This window comes from Nocardia puris (assembly GCF_036051655.1).
Lineage (GTDB): Bacteria > Actinomycetota > Actinomycetes > Mycobacteriales > Mycobacteriaceae > Nocardia > Nocardia puris.
Map to the genome: position 1 here is coordinate 7,648,687 of NZ_CP107943.1, position 15,320 is coordinate 7,664,006.

Sequence of the window (15,320 nt, forward strand, 5' to 3'; positions counted from 1 at the left end):
ATGCCCACCACCACACCGGAACTCACCGAGAAACCGCGGGCGGACGCCCCCAGCCGCGAGCACAGGGTGTCCGGCGGCCCGTTCGACCCCACGATGCTGCTGACCTCTCTGCCCGAGGCGTTGCGCAAACTCGACCCGCGCACGCTGTGGCACAACCCGGTCATGCTGATCGTGGAGCTCGGCGCGGTCTGGTCCACCGTGCTCGCGCTCGCCGACCCGAGCTTCTTCGCCTGGGCGATCGTCGTATGGCTGTGGCTCACGGTCGTTTTCGCCAACCTGGCCGAGGCGGTGGCCGAGGGGCGCGGCAAGGCGCAGGCCGACACCCTGCGCAAGGCCAAGACCGACACCGTCGCCCGCCGCCTGGTCGACTGGGCGCCCGGCGGGCGGGTGGTCGAGGCGGAGGTCCGCGCCCCCGAACTGCGCAGTGGCGACCACGTCGTCGTCGAGGCCGGTCAGGTCATCCCCGGTGACGGCGATGTCGTGGAGGGCATCGCCTCGGTGGACGAGTCGGCCATCACCGGCGAATCCGCCCCCGTCATCCGGGAATCCGGCGGCGACCGCAGCGCCGTCACCGGCGGCACGACCGTACTCTCGGACCGCATCGTCGTGCGGATCACCCAGGAGCCGGGCCGCAGCTTCATCGACAAGATGATCGCCCTGGTCGAAGGCGCGAGCAGGCAGAAGACGCCGAACGAGATCGCGCTCAACATCCTGCTGGCCGCGCTCACGATCATCTTCCTGTTCGCGGTCGTCACGGTGCAGCCGCTGGCGATCTTCGCCAAGGAGTCCAGTCCGGGCGTGCCCGATTCGCTCGCGCTGGACGGCCACGGCATCACCGGGATCGTGCTGGTCTCGCTGCTGGTCTGCCTGATCCCGACCACGATCGGCGCGCTGCTGTCGGCCATCGGCATCGCGGGCATGGACCGCCTCGTGCAGCGCAACGTGCTGGCCATGTCGGGGCGCGCGGTCGAGGCCGCGGGCGATGTGAACACGCTGCTGCTGGACAAGACCGGCACCATCACCCTCGGCAACCGGCAGGCCTCGGAATTCGTGCCGATGCCGGGCATTTCGGCCGACGAGATGGCCGACGCGGCCCAATTGTCCAGTCTCGCCGACGAAACGCCCGAGGGCCGCTCGATCGTGGTGTACGCCAAGAACGCCCACGGCAAGCGGGAACGCACGCCGGGCGAGCTCACCGGCGCCACCTGGGTGGAGTTCACCGCCCAGACCCGCATGTCCGGCGTGGACCTGCCCGGCGGGCACGCGCTGCGCAAGGGTGCCGCCAGCGCGGTCACCGAATGGGTTCGCGCACTAGGTGGTTCGATTCCGCGCGAGGTCGGCGTCACCGTCGACGGCGTGTCCGCCTCGGGTGGCACACCGCTCGTCGTCGGCGAGGTCCGCGATGGAAAGGCCCGCGTGCTCGGCGTCGTCCATCTGAAGGACGTTGTGAAGCAGGGCATGCGGGAGCGCTTCGACGAGATGCGCCGGATGGGCATCCGCACCGTCATGATCACCGGCGACAATCCGTTGACCGCCAAGGCGATCGCCGACGAGGCCGGTGTCGACGACTTCCTCGCCGAGGCCACGCCGGAGGACAAGCTCGCCCTGATCAAGAAGGAGCAGGACGGCGGCCGGCTGGTCGCCATGACCGGCGACGGCACCAACGACGCCCCCGCGCTGGCCCAGGCCGATGTGGGCGTGGCGATGAACACCGGCACGTCGGCGGCCAAAGAGGCAGGCAACATGGTCGATCTGGACTCCGATCCGACCAAGCTCATCGAGATCGTGGAGATCGGCAAACAGCTGCTCATCACCAGGGGCGCGCTCACCACGTTCTCCATCGCCAACGACATCGCCAAGTACTTCGCGATCATCCCGGCGCTGTTCGTGGGCCTGTACCCGGGGCTGGACCTGCTCAACGTGATGCGGCTGGCCAGCCCGCAGTCGGCAATCCTGTCGGCGGTCATCTTCAACGCGCTCGTCATCGTCGCGCTGATCCCGCTGGCACTGCGCGGTGTGCGTTACCGGCCTGCCGACGCGTCGGCGCTGCTGAGCCGCAACCTGACCGTGTACGGGTTCGGCGGTCTCGTCGCCCCGTTCGTCGGCATCAAACTCATCGACCTGCTGGTCCAATTCCTCCCCGGGATGTCCTGATATGCGTATCTCCACTTGGGTCCGTCAGCACCTCGCCGCACTGCGCGCGCTGTTGGTGCTGACGGCGATCACCGGAATCCTCTATCCCCTGGCCGTTTTCGCGGTCGCGCAGCTGCCGGGGCTGAACGGCAAGGCCGACGGCTCGCTCGTCACGATGGACGGAAAGGTGGTGGGCAGCAGCCTCATCGGCCAGTCCTTCACCGACGCCGACGGCGCGGCACTGATCCAGTACTTCCAGAGCCGCCCGTCGGCCGCGGGCGACGGGTACGACCCGATGTCCACGTCGGCGAGCAACCTGGGCCCGGAGGACATCGTGGACACCGCCGACCGCACCAGCCTGCTGACCACGGTCTGCACGCGCAGCAAGGAGATCGCCGACCGTGAGGGGGTCGACGGCTCCCGCCCGTACTGCACGAAAGACGGTGTCGGCGCGGTGCTCTCGGTGATCGGGCCCCGCGACGCCATGGGCGAGGTCATCGAACCCGTCGCGGTGGTGAGCGTCAACGAGCTGTGCCCGGCGAGCCCGTTCCTCGCCGAGTACCTCGGCGTGTCGGTGGAATGCGCCGAACCGGGCCGCGACTACGCCGAGGGCCGCATCATCGCCATTCGCGGTGACGCGCCCGCCGATCCCGTGGTGCCCGCCGACGCCGTCACCGCGAGCGGCAGCGGGCTGGACCCGCACATCTCGCCCGCCTACGCCGCGATCCAGATCCCCCGCGTCGCCGCGGCCCGCGGCATCGGCGAGGACCGCGTGCGCGCCCTGGTCGAAGCGCACACCAGCGACCGCACGCTCGGCTTCCTCGGCGAGCCCAGGGTGAACGTGCTGGACCTGAACCTGGCGCTGGACGGCGAACATCCGTACCGGGGCTGACGCACAGCGCGAAAGCCGGTGCCGGATCAGTCGATCCGGCACCGGCTTTCGTCACTTCCCGGCTTGCTCACGCATCCACACGGCGGGGTCGCGCGGCGGGCGGCCGAGCACTTCCGCCACCCCCGGGGCGATGCTCGCGCCGCCGTCGTGGCGGATCTCGCGGAACAGCCGGACCAGCAGTTCGGCGAATTCCTCCGGCATCCCCTCCGCCGCGGCGTCGGCGCGATACCGCTCCTCGCCCACCGATTCGAAACGCAGTGCGCGCCCCGTCGTTTGGGCGTACTCGGCCAGGAACTCCGGGAAACTCAGTGCCCGCGGACCGGTCAACTCGTAGATCCGGCCCTCGTGGCCGTCGTCGAGGAGCGCGGCCGCGGCCACCTCGGCGATATCGCGGGTGTCGATGAACGGCTCGCGGCCGTCGCCGGTGGGCAGTCGGAGCACCCCGGTCGCGAGCGGGTCGGCGAACACCGGGAACTCGGTGAAGTTCTGCGTGAACCAGGACGGGCGCAGGGCGGTCCACGGCACGCCCGCTTCCGCCACAGCGCGCTCGGACGCCCGCTTCGGCGCGAGGGTGACGGCGTCGCCGCTGCGCGCCGAGAGGAACACCAGCCGGCGCACGCCGGCCGCCGCCGCGCGCTTCGCGAAATCGGCTACGGGATCGGGGTTCTCGTCGTTCTCGACGAGATAGACGCCGCGCACACCAGCCAGGACCTCGTCCCAGGTGGACGGATCCTCCCAGTGGAATCCGGTGGCGCGGGAGACGGCGCGCACGGTGACGCCGCGCGCGGTGAGGGCGGGAACGACATGGCGGCCGGTCTTGCCGGTGGCGCCCAGAACGAGATAGGTCATGTCTTCATGGAATCCGACCGGGGCGAGACGTCCAATGGTCGCGCATCCACGGTCGATGTGAGATCGTCTACGGGTGGACGTTCTGGACTCGATGCTCCACGAGACGCGCGCCCGCCACGCCTCGATCCGCCTCTCCCGCATGGATCCGCCGTGGCACATCCGGTTCCTGGACCGCAGCCCCCTGACCGTGCTGGCCATGGTGGGCGGCGACGGGTGGCTACTGCGCGACGACCGGGACCCCGTGCCGCTCACGGCGGGCAGCATCGCGATCGTGCGCGGCCCCGAGCCGTACGCGGTCGCCGACGCACCGGGCACCCCGCCGCGCGTCCTGGTCGAATCCGCCGACTTCTGCACCGACGACCTGGGCCGCGACATCTCCGAGTCGCGATTCCTCGGCCCGCACACGTGGGGCGATCACGCGGCGGCGCCCGCCGCGCTCGTCACCGGCCTCTACCCGATCCGGTCGGAGGTGAGCGACTGGCTGCTCGACGCCCTGCCGCCGGTGCTGATCGTGCCGCCGGACCAGCTCGAGTCCCCGTTGATGGACCTGGTCACCGCCGAGATCGCGGCCGACCGGCCGGGCCAGCAGGTGATCCTGGACCGGGCGATGGACCTGCTGCTGGTGTGCACGCTGCGCGCGTGGTTCGACCGGGCCGATTCCACCGCGCCCGGCTGGTACCGGGCGCTGGGCGATCCGGTGGCGGGCCCCGCCCTGCGCCTCATCCACGACGATCCGGCCCACCCGTGGACGGTCGCCGCGCTGGCGGCCGCCGTCGGCGTCTCCCGCGCCGCGTTCGCGCGCCGGTTCGGCGAACTCGTCGGCGAACCACCGGTCTCGTACCTGACGAGCTGGCGAATCGCCTTGGCCGCCGACCGCTTACGCCACACCGACGACACCCTCGCGACGATCGCCCGGCGTGTCGGCTACAGCGACGGCTACGCCCTCAGCGTCGCGTTCACCCGCGTGAAAGGGGTGCGCCCCGGCGAATTCCGAGGGTGAAGCGTTCACCGGAATATTCACCGCCACTGAATCTTTCGGCGCACGCGTCGATCCCCGCGCGGAGGCGCCGCTCAACAACGGCGACATCGCGGCGGCGGCGCTGCCCGACACCGACCCGTCCTCGTTCCTGCAAGCGTTCCTGGCCAAGGGATTCCGGCAGATCGACTCGGTCCGCGACAGCCACCCCGACCTCGCGGGCACCTCCGTGGCGGTCAGCAGCCAGGCCTTCCTCGACACGCACGCGGACTTCGGCCCGGCCTGGCAGGCCGCGCTCACCGAAGCCAACACCTATGCCGCCCAGCACTGGGACGGTGGCCCAGTCGAAGGCGCCCGAAGCCGTGGTCCGCGCCGGCGCCGACCGCACCTACATCCCCGACACCCCCTTCCCCGAACGCGGCGTGACCCTGCTGACGGGCACCAAGAAGTTCCTCGTCGACGAGGGCAAGATCCGTGAGGACTTCGACCTCGAGGAGTGGTTCTACCGCCCGGTACCCACCCAGAGCTGACCCCCACCCGTCGACAGGCCCGGGACCGGCTTCCCGGGCCTGTCGCCGTTCCGCCTTGCCCGCGCACCGGACCCGCTTTATATTTAAGTGACTACTCAATGAATTATTAATTCCGGGAGATCGGATCCAATCATGCGTCTCGCCACGCTCACCGCCGCCGCACTCGGCGCCGCCGTCATCGCCTGTAGTACAACGGTTCCCGCTGCGGCGCACCCCGCTCCCCCGCCCGCGCCCGCCATCGGCTTCACCGCCCGCGTCGAAGGTGACAGTGTCGTCGTCGAGAGCGCCGATACCGTGTTTCACACCGCCGACGGCCAGTTGCGTGCCGGTCGGCCGGGAGCGAACGCCCTCGATCTACTCCCCCTCGAGTACCGGTTCGGCGACAGGAGTTATCCGATCGCGGCGACCGCCGAGGGCAACCGCGCGACGCTGACTCCCACCAGACCCGAACCGGGTGCGGTGGCGACCCAGATCGCCGGCCCCGGCGATCTGCTGGCGAAGCTGCCCCGCGTCATCGGGATCATCGCGCCGCAGTTGACCTTCGGCACCGCCGTCGGCTCCCTGATCGGCACCGTCATCGGCGGCAGCCTGGGCTGCCTGCTCGGTGCCGCCGTGCCGCTGACCTGGCCGCTGCTGCCGCTCGGCGGCCCGATCGCCGGGTGCGTCGCGGGCATGGTGGTGGGCGCGGCGGCCGGTGTGGTCGCGGGCACGATCCTGGTCGGCGGACCGAATCTCGTCATCCAGGCGATCCAGTTCTTCCACCTCATGGCCCAGCCCGACAGGCCCGCCGGAGAGGGCCGCTAGCCGGTACGCACCCCCGCGCGCCGCGTCCGTCACCCGAGCCGCCACAGTGTTGATCATGCGCAAAGTCGACCCCGAGCAGTACGCGGCGCGGCGGGAAGCCCTTCTCGCCGCGGCGGCGGCGCTGTTCGCCGAGCACGGATACGACGCCACCCGCACCGCCGACATCTGCAAGGCGGCCGGGATGAGCACCGGCAACCTGTTCCACTACTTCCCCACCAAGCACGACGTCCTGCTCGGCGTGGCCGAACGGGATCGGGAGCGCACCGCCGCGCGGATGGCGGGCTTGGCCGACGCCCCCGACCCGAGGGCCGCGCTGCTGGACACGATCGAGGGCTTCTGCCGCCTCGCGGCCGACCGGCACGTGGCGGGACTGGCGTTCGAGATGTGGGCGCAGGCCCATCGCGACCCCGAACTTGCGGCGGTCTTCCGCACCACCGACCGGGAGACCCGGGAGACGTTCGCCACCGCCGTCCGGGCCGGAATCGACCGTGGCGCTATCGATTCCGCGCTCGACCCGGACAGCGCCGCGACCTGGCTCTCCGCCCTGGTGGAGGGGTTCTTCGCGCGCGTCGCCTCCGATCCCGGCTTCGATCAGGACGCCGAGATCGCCACCGCCCGGCGACTCGCCGCCGGGCTGCTCCGCCAGGCCTAGCGCGACCGCGGACATCCCCCGACCTGTCGGTGGGTTCGGTCAGGATAGGGGGCATGACGGAACTGTCGCTGCGTGAACTCAATCGGACCTTGCTGCTGCGGCAGCGGCTCGCGGAGCGGACCGAGGAGAGTCCGCTGGAGCTCGTGCGGCAGCTGGTGGCGGTGCAGGGGCAGGAACCGAACTGGCCCTACATCGGACTGTGGACGCGCTCGGCGGAGTTCCGGCACGAGGAGCTGGCCGAGCTGCTGCGGGAACGCAAGCTGGTGCGCTCGTTGCTGATCCGGCGCACCGTGCACCTGGCCTGCGCCGAGGACTTCCGCTGGCTGCGCCCCACGGTGCACGCGGCCGTGGCGTCCTCGCTCAACGTGGCCTACTACCGAGACGAGATCGAGGGCATCGACCGCACCGAGCTGGCGGCCGCCGGGCGCGCGACACTCGCCGGAAAACAGCTGAGCCGCAGGGATTTCGGGGAGCTGCTCACGGCGCACTTCCCGGGTAGGCACGCGCGCAGACTGGCCGAGAGCGTCGAACTGCTGGTCCCGCTGGTGCACGGCGACGGCACCGGCGACTGGGGCCGCTGGCGCAACCGCTACGTCACGGTCGGCCTGGGCGAGGAGTGGATCGGCGCGCCGATGGCCGAACCCGACCCCCGCGCGCTGATTCGCCGCTACCTCGCGGCGTTCGGCCCCGCGACCGTCGCCGACATGCAGTCCTGGGCGGGTGTCACCCGGCTGGCCGAGGTGGTCGACGAAATGCGTTCGGAGCTGGTCGTTTTCACCGACGACCGGCACCGCGTGCTGTTCGACCTCCCGGACGCGCCGCTGGCCGACCCCGACCTCGACGCACCCGTGCGCCTGCTGCCCGCCTTCGACAACGCCCTGCTCGGCCACAAGGACCGCCGCCGCATGATCAGCGACGAGGACCGTGCCCGCACCGCGCGCGAGGCCTCGGCCGGCGTGCCCATGTACCTGGTGGACGGCTTCGTGCACGGCCGCTGGGCGCTGGAGGGCGCCGTCGTGCGCATCACCCCGTGGCATCCGCTCACCGCCGCCGACGAGGCCGCGCTCCGCACGGAATCCGCGAGTTTGCTGGAATTCACCAATCCCGGCGAAACGGGCTCGATCATCATCGAGAACCAGCACTGACCGGGGCGAGCTACTTATCAGTATCATAACGATTTGGTAAACATAAACCCCAACTTGCAGGTTTGAGACACGTCAACGGAGGTACAAAACCTTCGGCCTCCCCTGCTCACGGTCCAGCGTGACAGGCCAACCAAGCCCCAATGGACGGCGGTGCAGTTCATCTCCACCCCCGCTGACGGCGGCCACCTTGTTCTACGCCCGGCACATTTGCCGGGTGGATGCGAGTGCGAATGGTTGTGTCCATGGAAGGAAGGTCATGAGCGCTGTGTTCCCCGCGTCGCTTTCGGCGCGAGATGTGGCTTCGAACCGATTCCGCATTGCGATGGTTGTGCCCCCGTATTTCGATGTCCCGCCCAAGGCGTACGGCGGTGTCGAGGCGGTCGTCGCCGACCTGGTGGACGCGCTGGTCGAGCGCGGCCACGACGTCACCCTGTTCGGTGCCGGCGAGCCCGGCACCAAGGCGCGTTTCGTCCCCGTGTGGGACCGCGCGCTGCCCGAACGACTGGGCGATCCGTTCCCCGAGGTGGTGCACGCGCTGAAGGTGCGGCGGGCGATCGAACGCCTCGCCGCCACCGACGGCGTCGACCTCGTGCACGATCACACGTTCGCGGGCCCGCTCAACGCGCCCGCCTACCGCGGCCTCGGCCTGCCGACCGTGGTGACCGTGCACGGCCCGGTCGAGGACGACTGCTACCGCTACTACCGCGAACTGGGCCGCGAGGTCTCGCTGGTCGCGATCAGCGACCGCCAGCGCGAACTCGCCCCCGACCTGCCGTGGGCCGGGCGCGTGCACAACGCCCTGCACACGCGGGAGTGGCCGTTCGTCACCGAGAAGGACGACTACGCCCTGTTCCTGGGCCGTTTCAACGAGTGCAAGGCGCCGCACCTGGCGCTGGAGGCCGCGCACGCGGCGGGCATCCCGCTGGTGCTGGCGGGCAAGTGCAGCGAACCGCCGGAGCGGGCCTACTTCGAGGAACAGGTCCGGCCGCTGCTCACCGAGCGCGACCACGTCTTCGGACTGGCCGATGCCACCGCCAAGCGCGAATTGCTCTCGCGCGCACGGTGTCTGCTGTTCCCGGTGCGCTGGGAGGAGCCGTTCGGCATGGTGATGATCGAGTCCATGGTCTGCGGCACCCCGGTGGTCGCACTGCGCGGCGGCGCGGTGCCCGAGGTGGTGGTGGACGGCGTCACCGGCCGCATCTGCGACGACCCGGCCGACCTGCCCGCCGCCGTCGAGGAGGTCCGCCACTATGACCCGGTCGCCTGCCGGGCGCACGTGGAGGCCAACTTCGGCTCCGAGGGGCTGGGGCGCGGCTACGAGCGGGTCTACCGCACCCTGCTCGAGCGCGAGCGGCTGCTCGCCGACGCGCTCACGCCGCCCCTGGCCGTCCCGGTCGGCGCGGGCGGTCTGGCGTGACCGCTGTGCCCGCGCCGCTCAACTCGGGCGAGCCGGCCGGTTTCGGCGGCGCCGGGTCGGTCACGCTGGTGGAGGGTGCCACCTTCTGCCTGTCGAACCGGCTCGGCGACGTCGAGCAGGGCCGTCCGCACGGGTTGTTCTTCCGCGACGCGCGCGTGCTGTCGCGGTGGGAGCTGATGGTGGACGGCAAACCGGCGGAATCGCTGTCGGTGCTCACCCCCGAGGCCTTCATCGCGCGGTTCGTGCTGCGCAGGCCGCCGCAGGAGGGCCTGGCCGACAGCACCCTGCTCGTCGTGCGCGAGCGCATCATCGCCGACGGCATGCACGAGGTGCTCTCGCTGGAGAACATGGGCCGCGAGCCGACGGCGGTGACGCTGGAGCTGCACGTCGACGCCGATTTCGTCGATCTGTTCGCGGTGAAGGAGGGCCGCGCGGGCCACGTGCGGGCCGAGATCAGCGTCGCCGACGGCGAACTGCTGCTGCACGACCGCACCGACCGGATGCGCGGGATCACCATCACCTCCACCGTGGAACCGGCCGTTCTGCCCGGCACGCTGGTGTGGCGGGTGGTGGTCCCGGTGGGCGGCATGTGGAAGACCGAGATCATCGCGCAGCCGACGCTGGGCAACCAGCAGGTGCCCGCGCCGCTCACGCCGGGCGAACACGTCGGCGTGAGCGCGCCGTGCCGCAAGATCGAGGCGTGGCGCGACACCGCGACCGATATCGTCTCGGCCGACGCGGTGCTCACCCAGGTGTTGCGGCGCACCGAGAGCGATCTCGGCGCGCTGCGCATCCACGACGACACCGCCGAGGGCAGGCCGTTCGTGGCGGCGGGCGCGCCCTGGTTCATGACGCTGTTCGGCCGCGACAGCCTGCTCACCGCATGGATGGCGCTGCCGCTGTCGGTGGACCTGGCGCTGGGCACCCTGCAACAGCTCGCGGAACTGCAAGGGCGAGAGGTGAATCCGATCACCGAGGAGCAGCCGGGCCGCATCATGCACGAGATGCGGCGCGGCCCCTCCGGCGGGCAGGTGCTCGGCGGCACCATCTACTACGGAACCGCCGACGCCACACCGCTTTTCGTGATGCTGCTCGCCGAATGCCATCGCTGGGGCGCGGATCCGGCGGCGATCGAGGATCTGTTGCCCGCCGCCGACGCGGCACTGGACTGGATCATGCGCTACGGCGACCGCGACGGGGACGGTTTCGTGGAGTACCGCCGCGCCACCGACCGGGGCCTGGTCAACCAGGGCTGGAAGGACAGCTTCGACGGGATCAACGACGCGGGCGGGCACCTCGCGCAGGCGCCGATCGCGCTGTGCGAGGTGCAGGGGTACGTGCACGCCGCGCTGCTCGCGCGGGCGGAACTGGCCGACGTGTTCGGCCAGCCGCGCCGGGCGGCGCGACTGCGCGACCGGGCCGACGAGCTGCGCGGCAAGTTCGCCGAACAGTTCTGGATGCCCGACCGCGGCTGGTACGCCGTCGCGCTGGACGCCACCAAGCGGCACGTGGACGCGCTGACCAGCAACTCCGCGCACTGCCTGTGGGCGGGCATCGCCTCCGACGAGCACGCGGCCGAGCTGGTGCGCCAGCTGGCCAAGGAGGAGATGGACACCGGATTCGGTTTGCGCACATTGGCTTCCAACATGGGCGCTTACAACCCGATGAGCTACCACTGCGGATCGGTCTGGCCGCACGACACCGCCATCGCGGTGGCGGGCCTGCTGCGCTACGGCCACGTGCCCGGCGCGGTGGAACTGGCCACCCGACTGGCGGGCGGGCTGCTCGACGCGGCGGCGGCGTTCGACGGGCGGCTCCCCGAGCTGTTCTGCGGATTCCCCCGCGCGCGTTTCGCGGTGCCGGTGCCGTATCCGACGTCGTGTTCGCCGCAGGCCTGGGCGAGCGCGGCGCCGCTGCTGCTGGTGCGCTCGTTCCTGGGCTTGAATCCCGATGTGCCCAACCGCACGCTGCGGGTGCGCCCGCGCCTGCCCGAATCGTGGGGGCGGGTGACGCTCACCGCGCTGCGGCTGGGCGATCTGAGCGTCGACGTGGAGGCCGAGGGCAGCACCGTGCACTCGGTCCGCCTGCCCGACGACTGGCAACTGATCACCGAGTGACGGCGGGGCCGCCGACGGTGAAAACGACTACGCGAGTGGGAGATCAACGATGCAGACATCGCTCGACACGCGCGACCTCTGGAACGCGCGGCACAGCAACTGCGCCGTGGAGCCGACCGATCTCGACGAGGACCTCGCGCACTACCTGCGCGGGGTCCACGCCGGTCACGGCCCGGAGTGCCGGCAGTACCTGGCCGCCTCGGCCTACTGCCTGAACCCCGACCACGTGTGAGTGGCGGGCCGGGCGCGCCACACTTCGCGCGCCTGGCCCGCGCAGTCGAACAGGCAAGGAGGCCAACAGCCCACGCAGGCACCCCAACCGGAGCACACCCGACCGCGACTACGACCCGGAAGCGCAGTGCCCCCGCGCATCCGACCCGCTCACGCACGGCTCGTTGCCGTGTGCGCGCAGCACCTCCGCGCCCAGTCCCGCCGTCAAGTAGTGCAGGAACCCGGCCGCCGGGGAACCCACCGGCAGATCGCCGTGGCTGTAGGCATATTCGACGCCGTGGAACGGGTAGGAACCGTCGAGAGCGGCCTCCCGCCCCGGAGCCACGCCATCCAAGGCGATGACCCGCATGCCCGCCCGATTCGATTCCGCCAGTTCGCCGTAGCCGATCGCGCCGGGAATCTCGCGCACGGCCTTGTGCATCTCCCTGGTGACCGGCACGTCGCAGAAGGTGCCCTCGGTGTCCTTGATCGCCGTGCAACTGCGGTGCGGACGGGCGGGTTGTTCCCCGCCGAAGAGAGCGTCCTCGAAGATCACCCGGGTGCCCGAACCCGGTGTGCGATCGATCAGCACCACCGGTAGATCCGGGCCGCCCACCTCGCGCCAGTTGGTGATCCGGCCGGCGTACAGGTCGCGCACCTGCTCGACGGTGAGGTCGGCGACGCCGAGCTCGGGGTGCACGAACATCGCGAACACCGCCAGCGCCAACGGCCGTGGACGCAACGCCGGGTAACCCGGCCCCTTCTCCCCGTCGCTGATGGCCAGCAGGCCCGCGTCCGGACCGGCTTCGGCGAGCCGGTCCAGCCCGCGTTCGGTACCGGCGAAATCGAAGGCGAATTCCGCCCCGGTGCACCGCTTCTCGTACTGGGCGGCGGCGTCGCGGATCACCGGCTCGAACGCCGACGACCCGATCAGCGTGAGCTTCCCGGTCGCGCAGTCCAGCGGGGTGGGATCGGGACGCAGGACGGCGACGGCGAACTGCGCCACGATCACCGCGACGAGAAACCCGGTGAGCACCACCATGACTCGCGGCACGCCGGTGCGGCTGCGCGTCTCGACCACGCGCCCACCCCTGATACGACCGAGCAGCACCGGCGCGGGATACTCCCCGCTGCCGCCGGACCGTTGCAGGATGGCCAGGATCTTGTAGTGGTCACCCCGCGCCAGCGGCACCTTGGGCAGGTCGATCACGCCGATGCGCCCGTCGGTGTCCTCCCGCACGGCGATTCCCGAAGCGGGACCCAGGCTTTCGGCCAGGTCGGGATCGCTGAGCTCGGTGACGGCCATACCCACCACCCGGCGGCGCGGGAACCGCAGGTGCAGCCCGATCCGCGCGGTCGGGGCCAAATAGTCCGCCACGCCGATGGCGGTGCTGCCGCTGTTCTCGATGCGCACCAGCACGACCGAATAGTCGCGCAGGTCAGGGGTATTGGCGGGCAGATCGGGGTGCAGCCGTGCGAGCGCGCCGGGGAACACCGACTCGATCTCACCGGTGACCGGCGTGTCCATCTGCACGCGGTACCCCAGCCGCCTGCGGCCCACGAACACGAACTCCCACAGGAACGCGCCGACGGGCACGACGAGACCGATCACCGCGAGCACGGTGTCGATCGGGAAGTCACCCACCAGCCCAGCCACCCCCGTGTTCGAAGCCGTGCACCCATTCTCGGCCGCCTACCGCCCGAAATCGCCGCGCACACCGAATATTCGACCACCGTTCACCCCACTGAGATAAGCCAACGCCTTCGGCGTATTGCTCGGCAGTTAGTGCCATTGCAGCAGGAGCAGGTTGTGGTTGCGTCGATGCGGGGTTCAGCGGCGTGCGCCTCCGACAGCCGGGTGAAGGCGTTCACGTCGACGCGCCGCATCTGGACAGCCAGCGCTACCCGTCGCTCACCCAACCCAGTAGATCCTCCAACGGCCAGGTGTTGATAACCCGCTCGGCGGGAACACCATTCACCACCGCGCGCTCGCATCCGTAACCCTGCCAATCCAATTGGCCGGGCGCGTGCGCGTCGGTGTCGACGGAGAAGTAACAACCCATCTCCACCGCGAGCCGCAGCAGGCGCGCGGGCGGGTCGCGGCGTTCGGGCCGGCTGTTGATCTCGACGGCCGTGCCGTAGGTGCGGCACGCTTCGAACACCACCTCGGCATCGAAGGTGGACTCCGGGCGGGTGCCCCGCGATCCCTCCACCAGGCGACCCGTGCAGTGGCCGAGGATGTCGACGTTCGGGTTCGCCACCGCGTACACCATCCGCTTGGTCATGGTGGCGCTGTCGTCGCGCAGGTGCGAATGCACGCTCGCCACCACGACATCCAGTTCGGCCAGCAGATCCGCCTCCTGGTCGAGGGTGCCGTCGTCGAGGATGTCCACCTCGATGCCGGTGAGGATCCGGAACGGCGCGAGCCGCTCGTTGAGCCCGGCGATCACGTCCAGCTGCCTGCGCAACCGCGCGGCGGAGAGCCCGTTGGCGACCTTCAGGCGCGGCGAATGGTCGGTCAGCGCGCAGTACTCGTGCCCGAGTGCGGCCGCCACCCCCATCATCTCGGCGATCGGGCTGCCGCCGTCGGACCAGTCGGAGTGGGTGTGCAGGTCGCCGCGCAACAGCGTGCGCAGCGACTTGCCCTGCGCACCGATCGGCTTTGCCGCGCCGCGCAATTCGGTGAGATAGGCGGGCACGGTCCCCGCGGCCGCGGCGGCGATCACGGCCGCGGTCTTGGGGCCGACCCCCGCCAGTTCCTGCCAGGTGCCCGCCGCGCGCCTGGCCTCGTACTCCGCCGTGGACAGTTCGGCCACCACGTCGGCCGCCCGCCGGTACGCGCGCACCCGGTGCGTCTCGGCGCGGCCGCGCTCGAGCCAGAACCCGATCTCGCGCAGCGCCTCCACCGGGCCCGGCGCGGCGGGTTCGGTGGCGGGCGCGCGGTCGGGCATGCCGGTCAGCGGATCCGGCTGTACTTGACGAAGGCGACGCCGTCCTCGAACACCCGGCTGGTGATCACCCGGAAGCGCGCGGGCTCGGGCAGCCCAGGCCCGTCGCCGAACAGCGACCGGCCGCGCCCGAGCACGATCGGGTACAGCTTCAGGAAGATCTGGTCGATCTCGGGCAGCAGCACCTGCGCCAGCTCCCCGCCGCCGCACAGCCAGATGCCGAGTCCCTTGGCGCGCTTGAGTTCCCGCACCTTCGCCAGCGGATCGGCGGAGATCAGCTCGACCGCCGGATCGGGCGCCTCGGGCAGCGTGGTGGACACGACGAACTGGCGCAGGTGCGCGTACGGGCTCGAGGTGCCGGTGCGCACGCCGAAGTCGTGCGTCTTGCGCCCCATGATCACCGTGTCGAAGCTCGCGTTGCGCTTGTCGATGCCCAGCGCCTCCCTGACCTTGAACGGCAGGGTCTCCGGATACTGCGCGGTGATCGCCGGGCCGTGATCACCGCCGACGGGGAAGAAGTCGACCGACCCGTCCTCCGTGGCGATGTACCCGTCGATCGTCGACGCGACATAGTAGGTGAGCTTGCGCATGTATACCTTTCCTCAGCCGACCACACATCGATCGCCTGAGGAAACGGTAGCTCGCGA

Annotated in this window: 14 protein-coding genes; 10 read left to right on the plus strand and 4 right to left on the minus strand. The window is 70.6% G+C overall.

All coding sequences use genetic code 11. The features are described from left to right. Positions 1-2,154: a potassium-transporting ATPase subunit KdpB gene (gene kdpB / locus OHB21_RS35495; protein WP_195126105.1), complete on the plus strand. Its 2,154-nt coding sequence runs from the start codon at positions 1-3 to the stop codon at positions 2,152-2,154. Between the two features lies 1 nt (position 2,155). Next, positions 2,156-3,025 carry a potassium-transporting ATPase subunit C gene (locus OHB21_RS35500; RefSeq protein ID WP_195126104.1) on the plus strand — a complete coding sequence of 290 codons (870 nt, stop codon included), beginning with the start codon at positions 2,156-2,158 and terminating at the stop codon, positions 3,023-3,025. A gap of 51 nt (positions 3,026-3,076) precedes the next feature. On the opposite strand, the gene OHB21_RS35505 is transcribed toward OHB21_RS35500, so the two are convergent. Further along, entirely contained in the window at positions 3,077-3,874 is a 798-nt protein-coding gene (locus tag OHB21_RS35505; protein WP_067509063.1) for an NmrA family NAD(P)-binding protein, read from the minus strand. Positions 3,875-3,947: 73 nt separating this feature from the next. Between OHB21_RS35505 and OHB21_RS35510 the strand changes: the two genes are divergently transcribed. The 8 genes from OHB21_RS35510 to OHB21_RS35545 all read left to right on the plus strand — a co-directional run bounded on the left by OHB21_RS35510 (position 3,948) and on the right by OHB21_RS35545 (position 11,747). Continuing rightward, positions 3,948-4,874 (plus strand): AraC family transcriptional regulator, encoded by a 927-nt coding sequence (locus tag OHB21_RS35510; protein ID WP_324192209.1) that lies wholly within the window; start codon positions 3,948-3,950, stop codon positions 4,872-4,874. A 311-nt stretch (positions 4,875-5,185) separates the two neighbouring features. After that, positions 5,186-5,380, plus strand: a complete 195-nt coding sequence (locus tag OHB21_RS35515) for a hypothetical protein (RefSeq protein ID WP_195126103.1) — start codon at positions 5,186-5,188, stop codon at positions 5,378-5,380. 132 nt (positions 5,381-5,512) lie between these two features. Further along, positions 5,513-6,184, plus strand: coding sequence for a hypothetical protein (locus OHB21_RS35520; RefSeq protein WP_067509061.1), 672 nt, complete (start codon positions 5,513-5,515; stop codon positions 6,182-6,184). Positions 6,185-6,239: 55 nt separating this feature from the next. Beyond that, positions 6,240-6,836 carry a TetR/AcrR family transcriptional regulator gene (locus OHB21_RS35525; RefSeq protein WP_067509088.1) on the plus strand — a complete coding sequence of 199 codons (597 nt, stop codon included), beginning with the start codon at positions 6,240-6,242 and terminating at the stop codon, positions 6,834-6,836. Between the two features lie 53 nt (positions 6,837-6,889). Beyond that, positions 6,890-7,981, plus strand: a complete 1,092-nt coding sequence (locus tag OHB21_RS35530) for a winged helix DNA-binding domain-containing protein (protein WP_195126102.1) — start codon at positions 6,890-6,892, stop codon at positions 7,979-7,981. 256 nt (positions 7,982-8,237) lie between these two features. Then, positions 8,238-9,398 carry a glycosyltransferase family 4 protein gene (locus OHB21_RS35535; protein WP_067509057.1) on the plus strand — a complete coding sequence of 387 codons (1,161 nt, stop codon included), beginning with the start codon at positions 8,238-8,240 and terminating at the stop codon, positions 9,396-9,398. Then, a complete protein-coding gene (locus OHB21_RS35540) occupies positions 9,395-11,515 on the plus strand; it encodes an amylo-alpha-1,6-glucosidase (protein ID WP_067509053.1) in 2,121 nt (706 codons plus the stop codon). Before OHB21_RS35535 ends, OHB21_RS35540 begins: the two co-directional genes overlap by 4 nt. A gap of 49 nt (positions 11,516-11,564) precedes the next feature. Continuing rightward, a complete protein-coding gene (locus tag OHB21_RS35545; protein ID WP_067509051.1) occupies positions 11,565-11,747 on the plus strand; it encodes a hypothetical protein in 183 nt (60 codons plus the stop codon). 108 nt (positions 11,748-11,855) lie between these two features. On the opposite strand, the gene OHB21_RS35550 is transcribed toward OHB21_RS35545, so the two are convergent. From OHB21_RS35550 to OHB21_RS35560, 3 genes are all read right to left on the minus strand, one after another. Next, positions 11,856-13,370, minus strand: coding sequence for a PstS family phosphate ABC transporter substrate-binding protein (locus tag OHB21_RS35550; RefSeq protein WP_067509049.1), 1,515 nt, complete (start codon positions 13,368-13,370; stop codon positions 11,856-11,858). Positions 13,371-13,626: 256 nt separating this feature from the next. Further along, a complete protein-coding gene (locus tag OHB21_RS35555) occupies positions 13,627-14,676 on the minus strand; it encodes a PHP domain-containing protein (RefSeq protein WP_067509047.1) in 1,050 nt (349 codons plus the stop codon). A gap of 5 nt (positions 14,677-14,681) precedes the next feature. Further along, positions 14,682-15,263 (minus strand): dihydrofolate reductase family protein, encoded by a 582-nt coding sequence (locus OHB21_RS35560; RefSeq protein ID WP_067509044.1) that lies wholly within the window; start codon positions 15,261-15,263, stop codon positions 14,682-14,684. Between the last annotated feature and the right edge of the window lie 57 nt (positions 15,264-15,320).

Excerpts from the sequence above, each read along its gene's own strand:
- kdpB (WP_195126105.1), top strand. The coding sequence starts at position 1 with ATGCCCACCACCACACCGGAACTCACCGAGAAACCGCGGGCGGACGCC.
- OHB21_RS35500 (WP_195126104.1), top strand. The coding sequence starts at position 2,156 with ATGCGTATCTCCACTTGGGTCCGTCAGCACCTCGCCGCACTGCGCGCG.
- OHB21_RS35505 (WP_067509063.1), bottom strand. The coding sequence starts at position 3,874 with ATGACCTATCTCGTTCTGGGCGCCACCGGCAAGACCGGCCGCCATGTC.
- OHB21_RS35520 (WP_067509061.1), top strand. The coding sequence starts at position 5,513 with ATGCGTCTCGCCACGCTCACCGCCGCCGCACTCGGCGCCGCCGTCATC.
- OHB21_RS35525 (WP_067509088.1), top strand. The coding sequence starts at position 6,240 with ATGCGCAAAGTCGACCCCGAGCAGTACGCGGCGCGGCGGGAAGCCCTT.
- OHB21_RS35530 (WP_195126102.1), top strand. The coding sequence starts at position 6,890 with ATGACGGAACTGTCGCTGCGTGAACTCAATCGGACCTTGCTGCTGCGG.
- OHB21_RS35535 (WP_067509057.1), top strand. The coding sequence starts at position 8,238 with ATGAGCGCTGTGTTCCCCGCGTCGCTTTCGGCGCGAGATGTGGCTTCG.
- OHB21_RS35545 (WP_067509051.1), top strand. The coding sequence starts at position 11,565 with ATGCAGACATCGCTCGACACGCGCGACCTCTGGAACGCGCGGCACAGC.
- OHB21_RS35555 (WP_067509047.1), bottom strand. The coding sequence starts at position 14,676 with ATGCCCGACCGCGCGCCCGCCACCGAACCCGCCGCGCCGGGCCCGGTG.
- OHB21_RS35560 (WP_067509044.1), bottom strand. The coding sequence starts at position 15,263 with ATGCGCAAGCTCACCTACTATGTCGCGTCGACGATCGACGGGTACATC.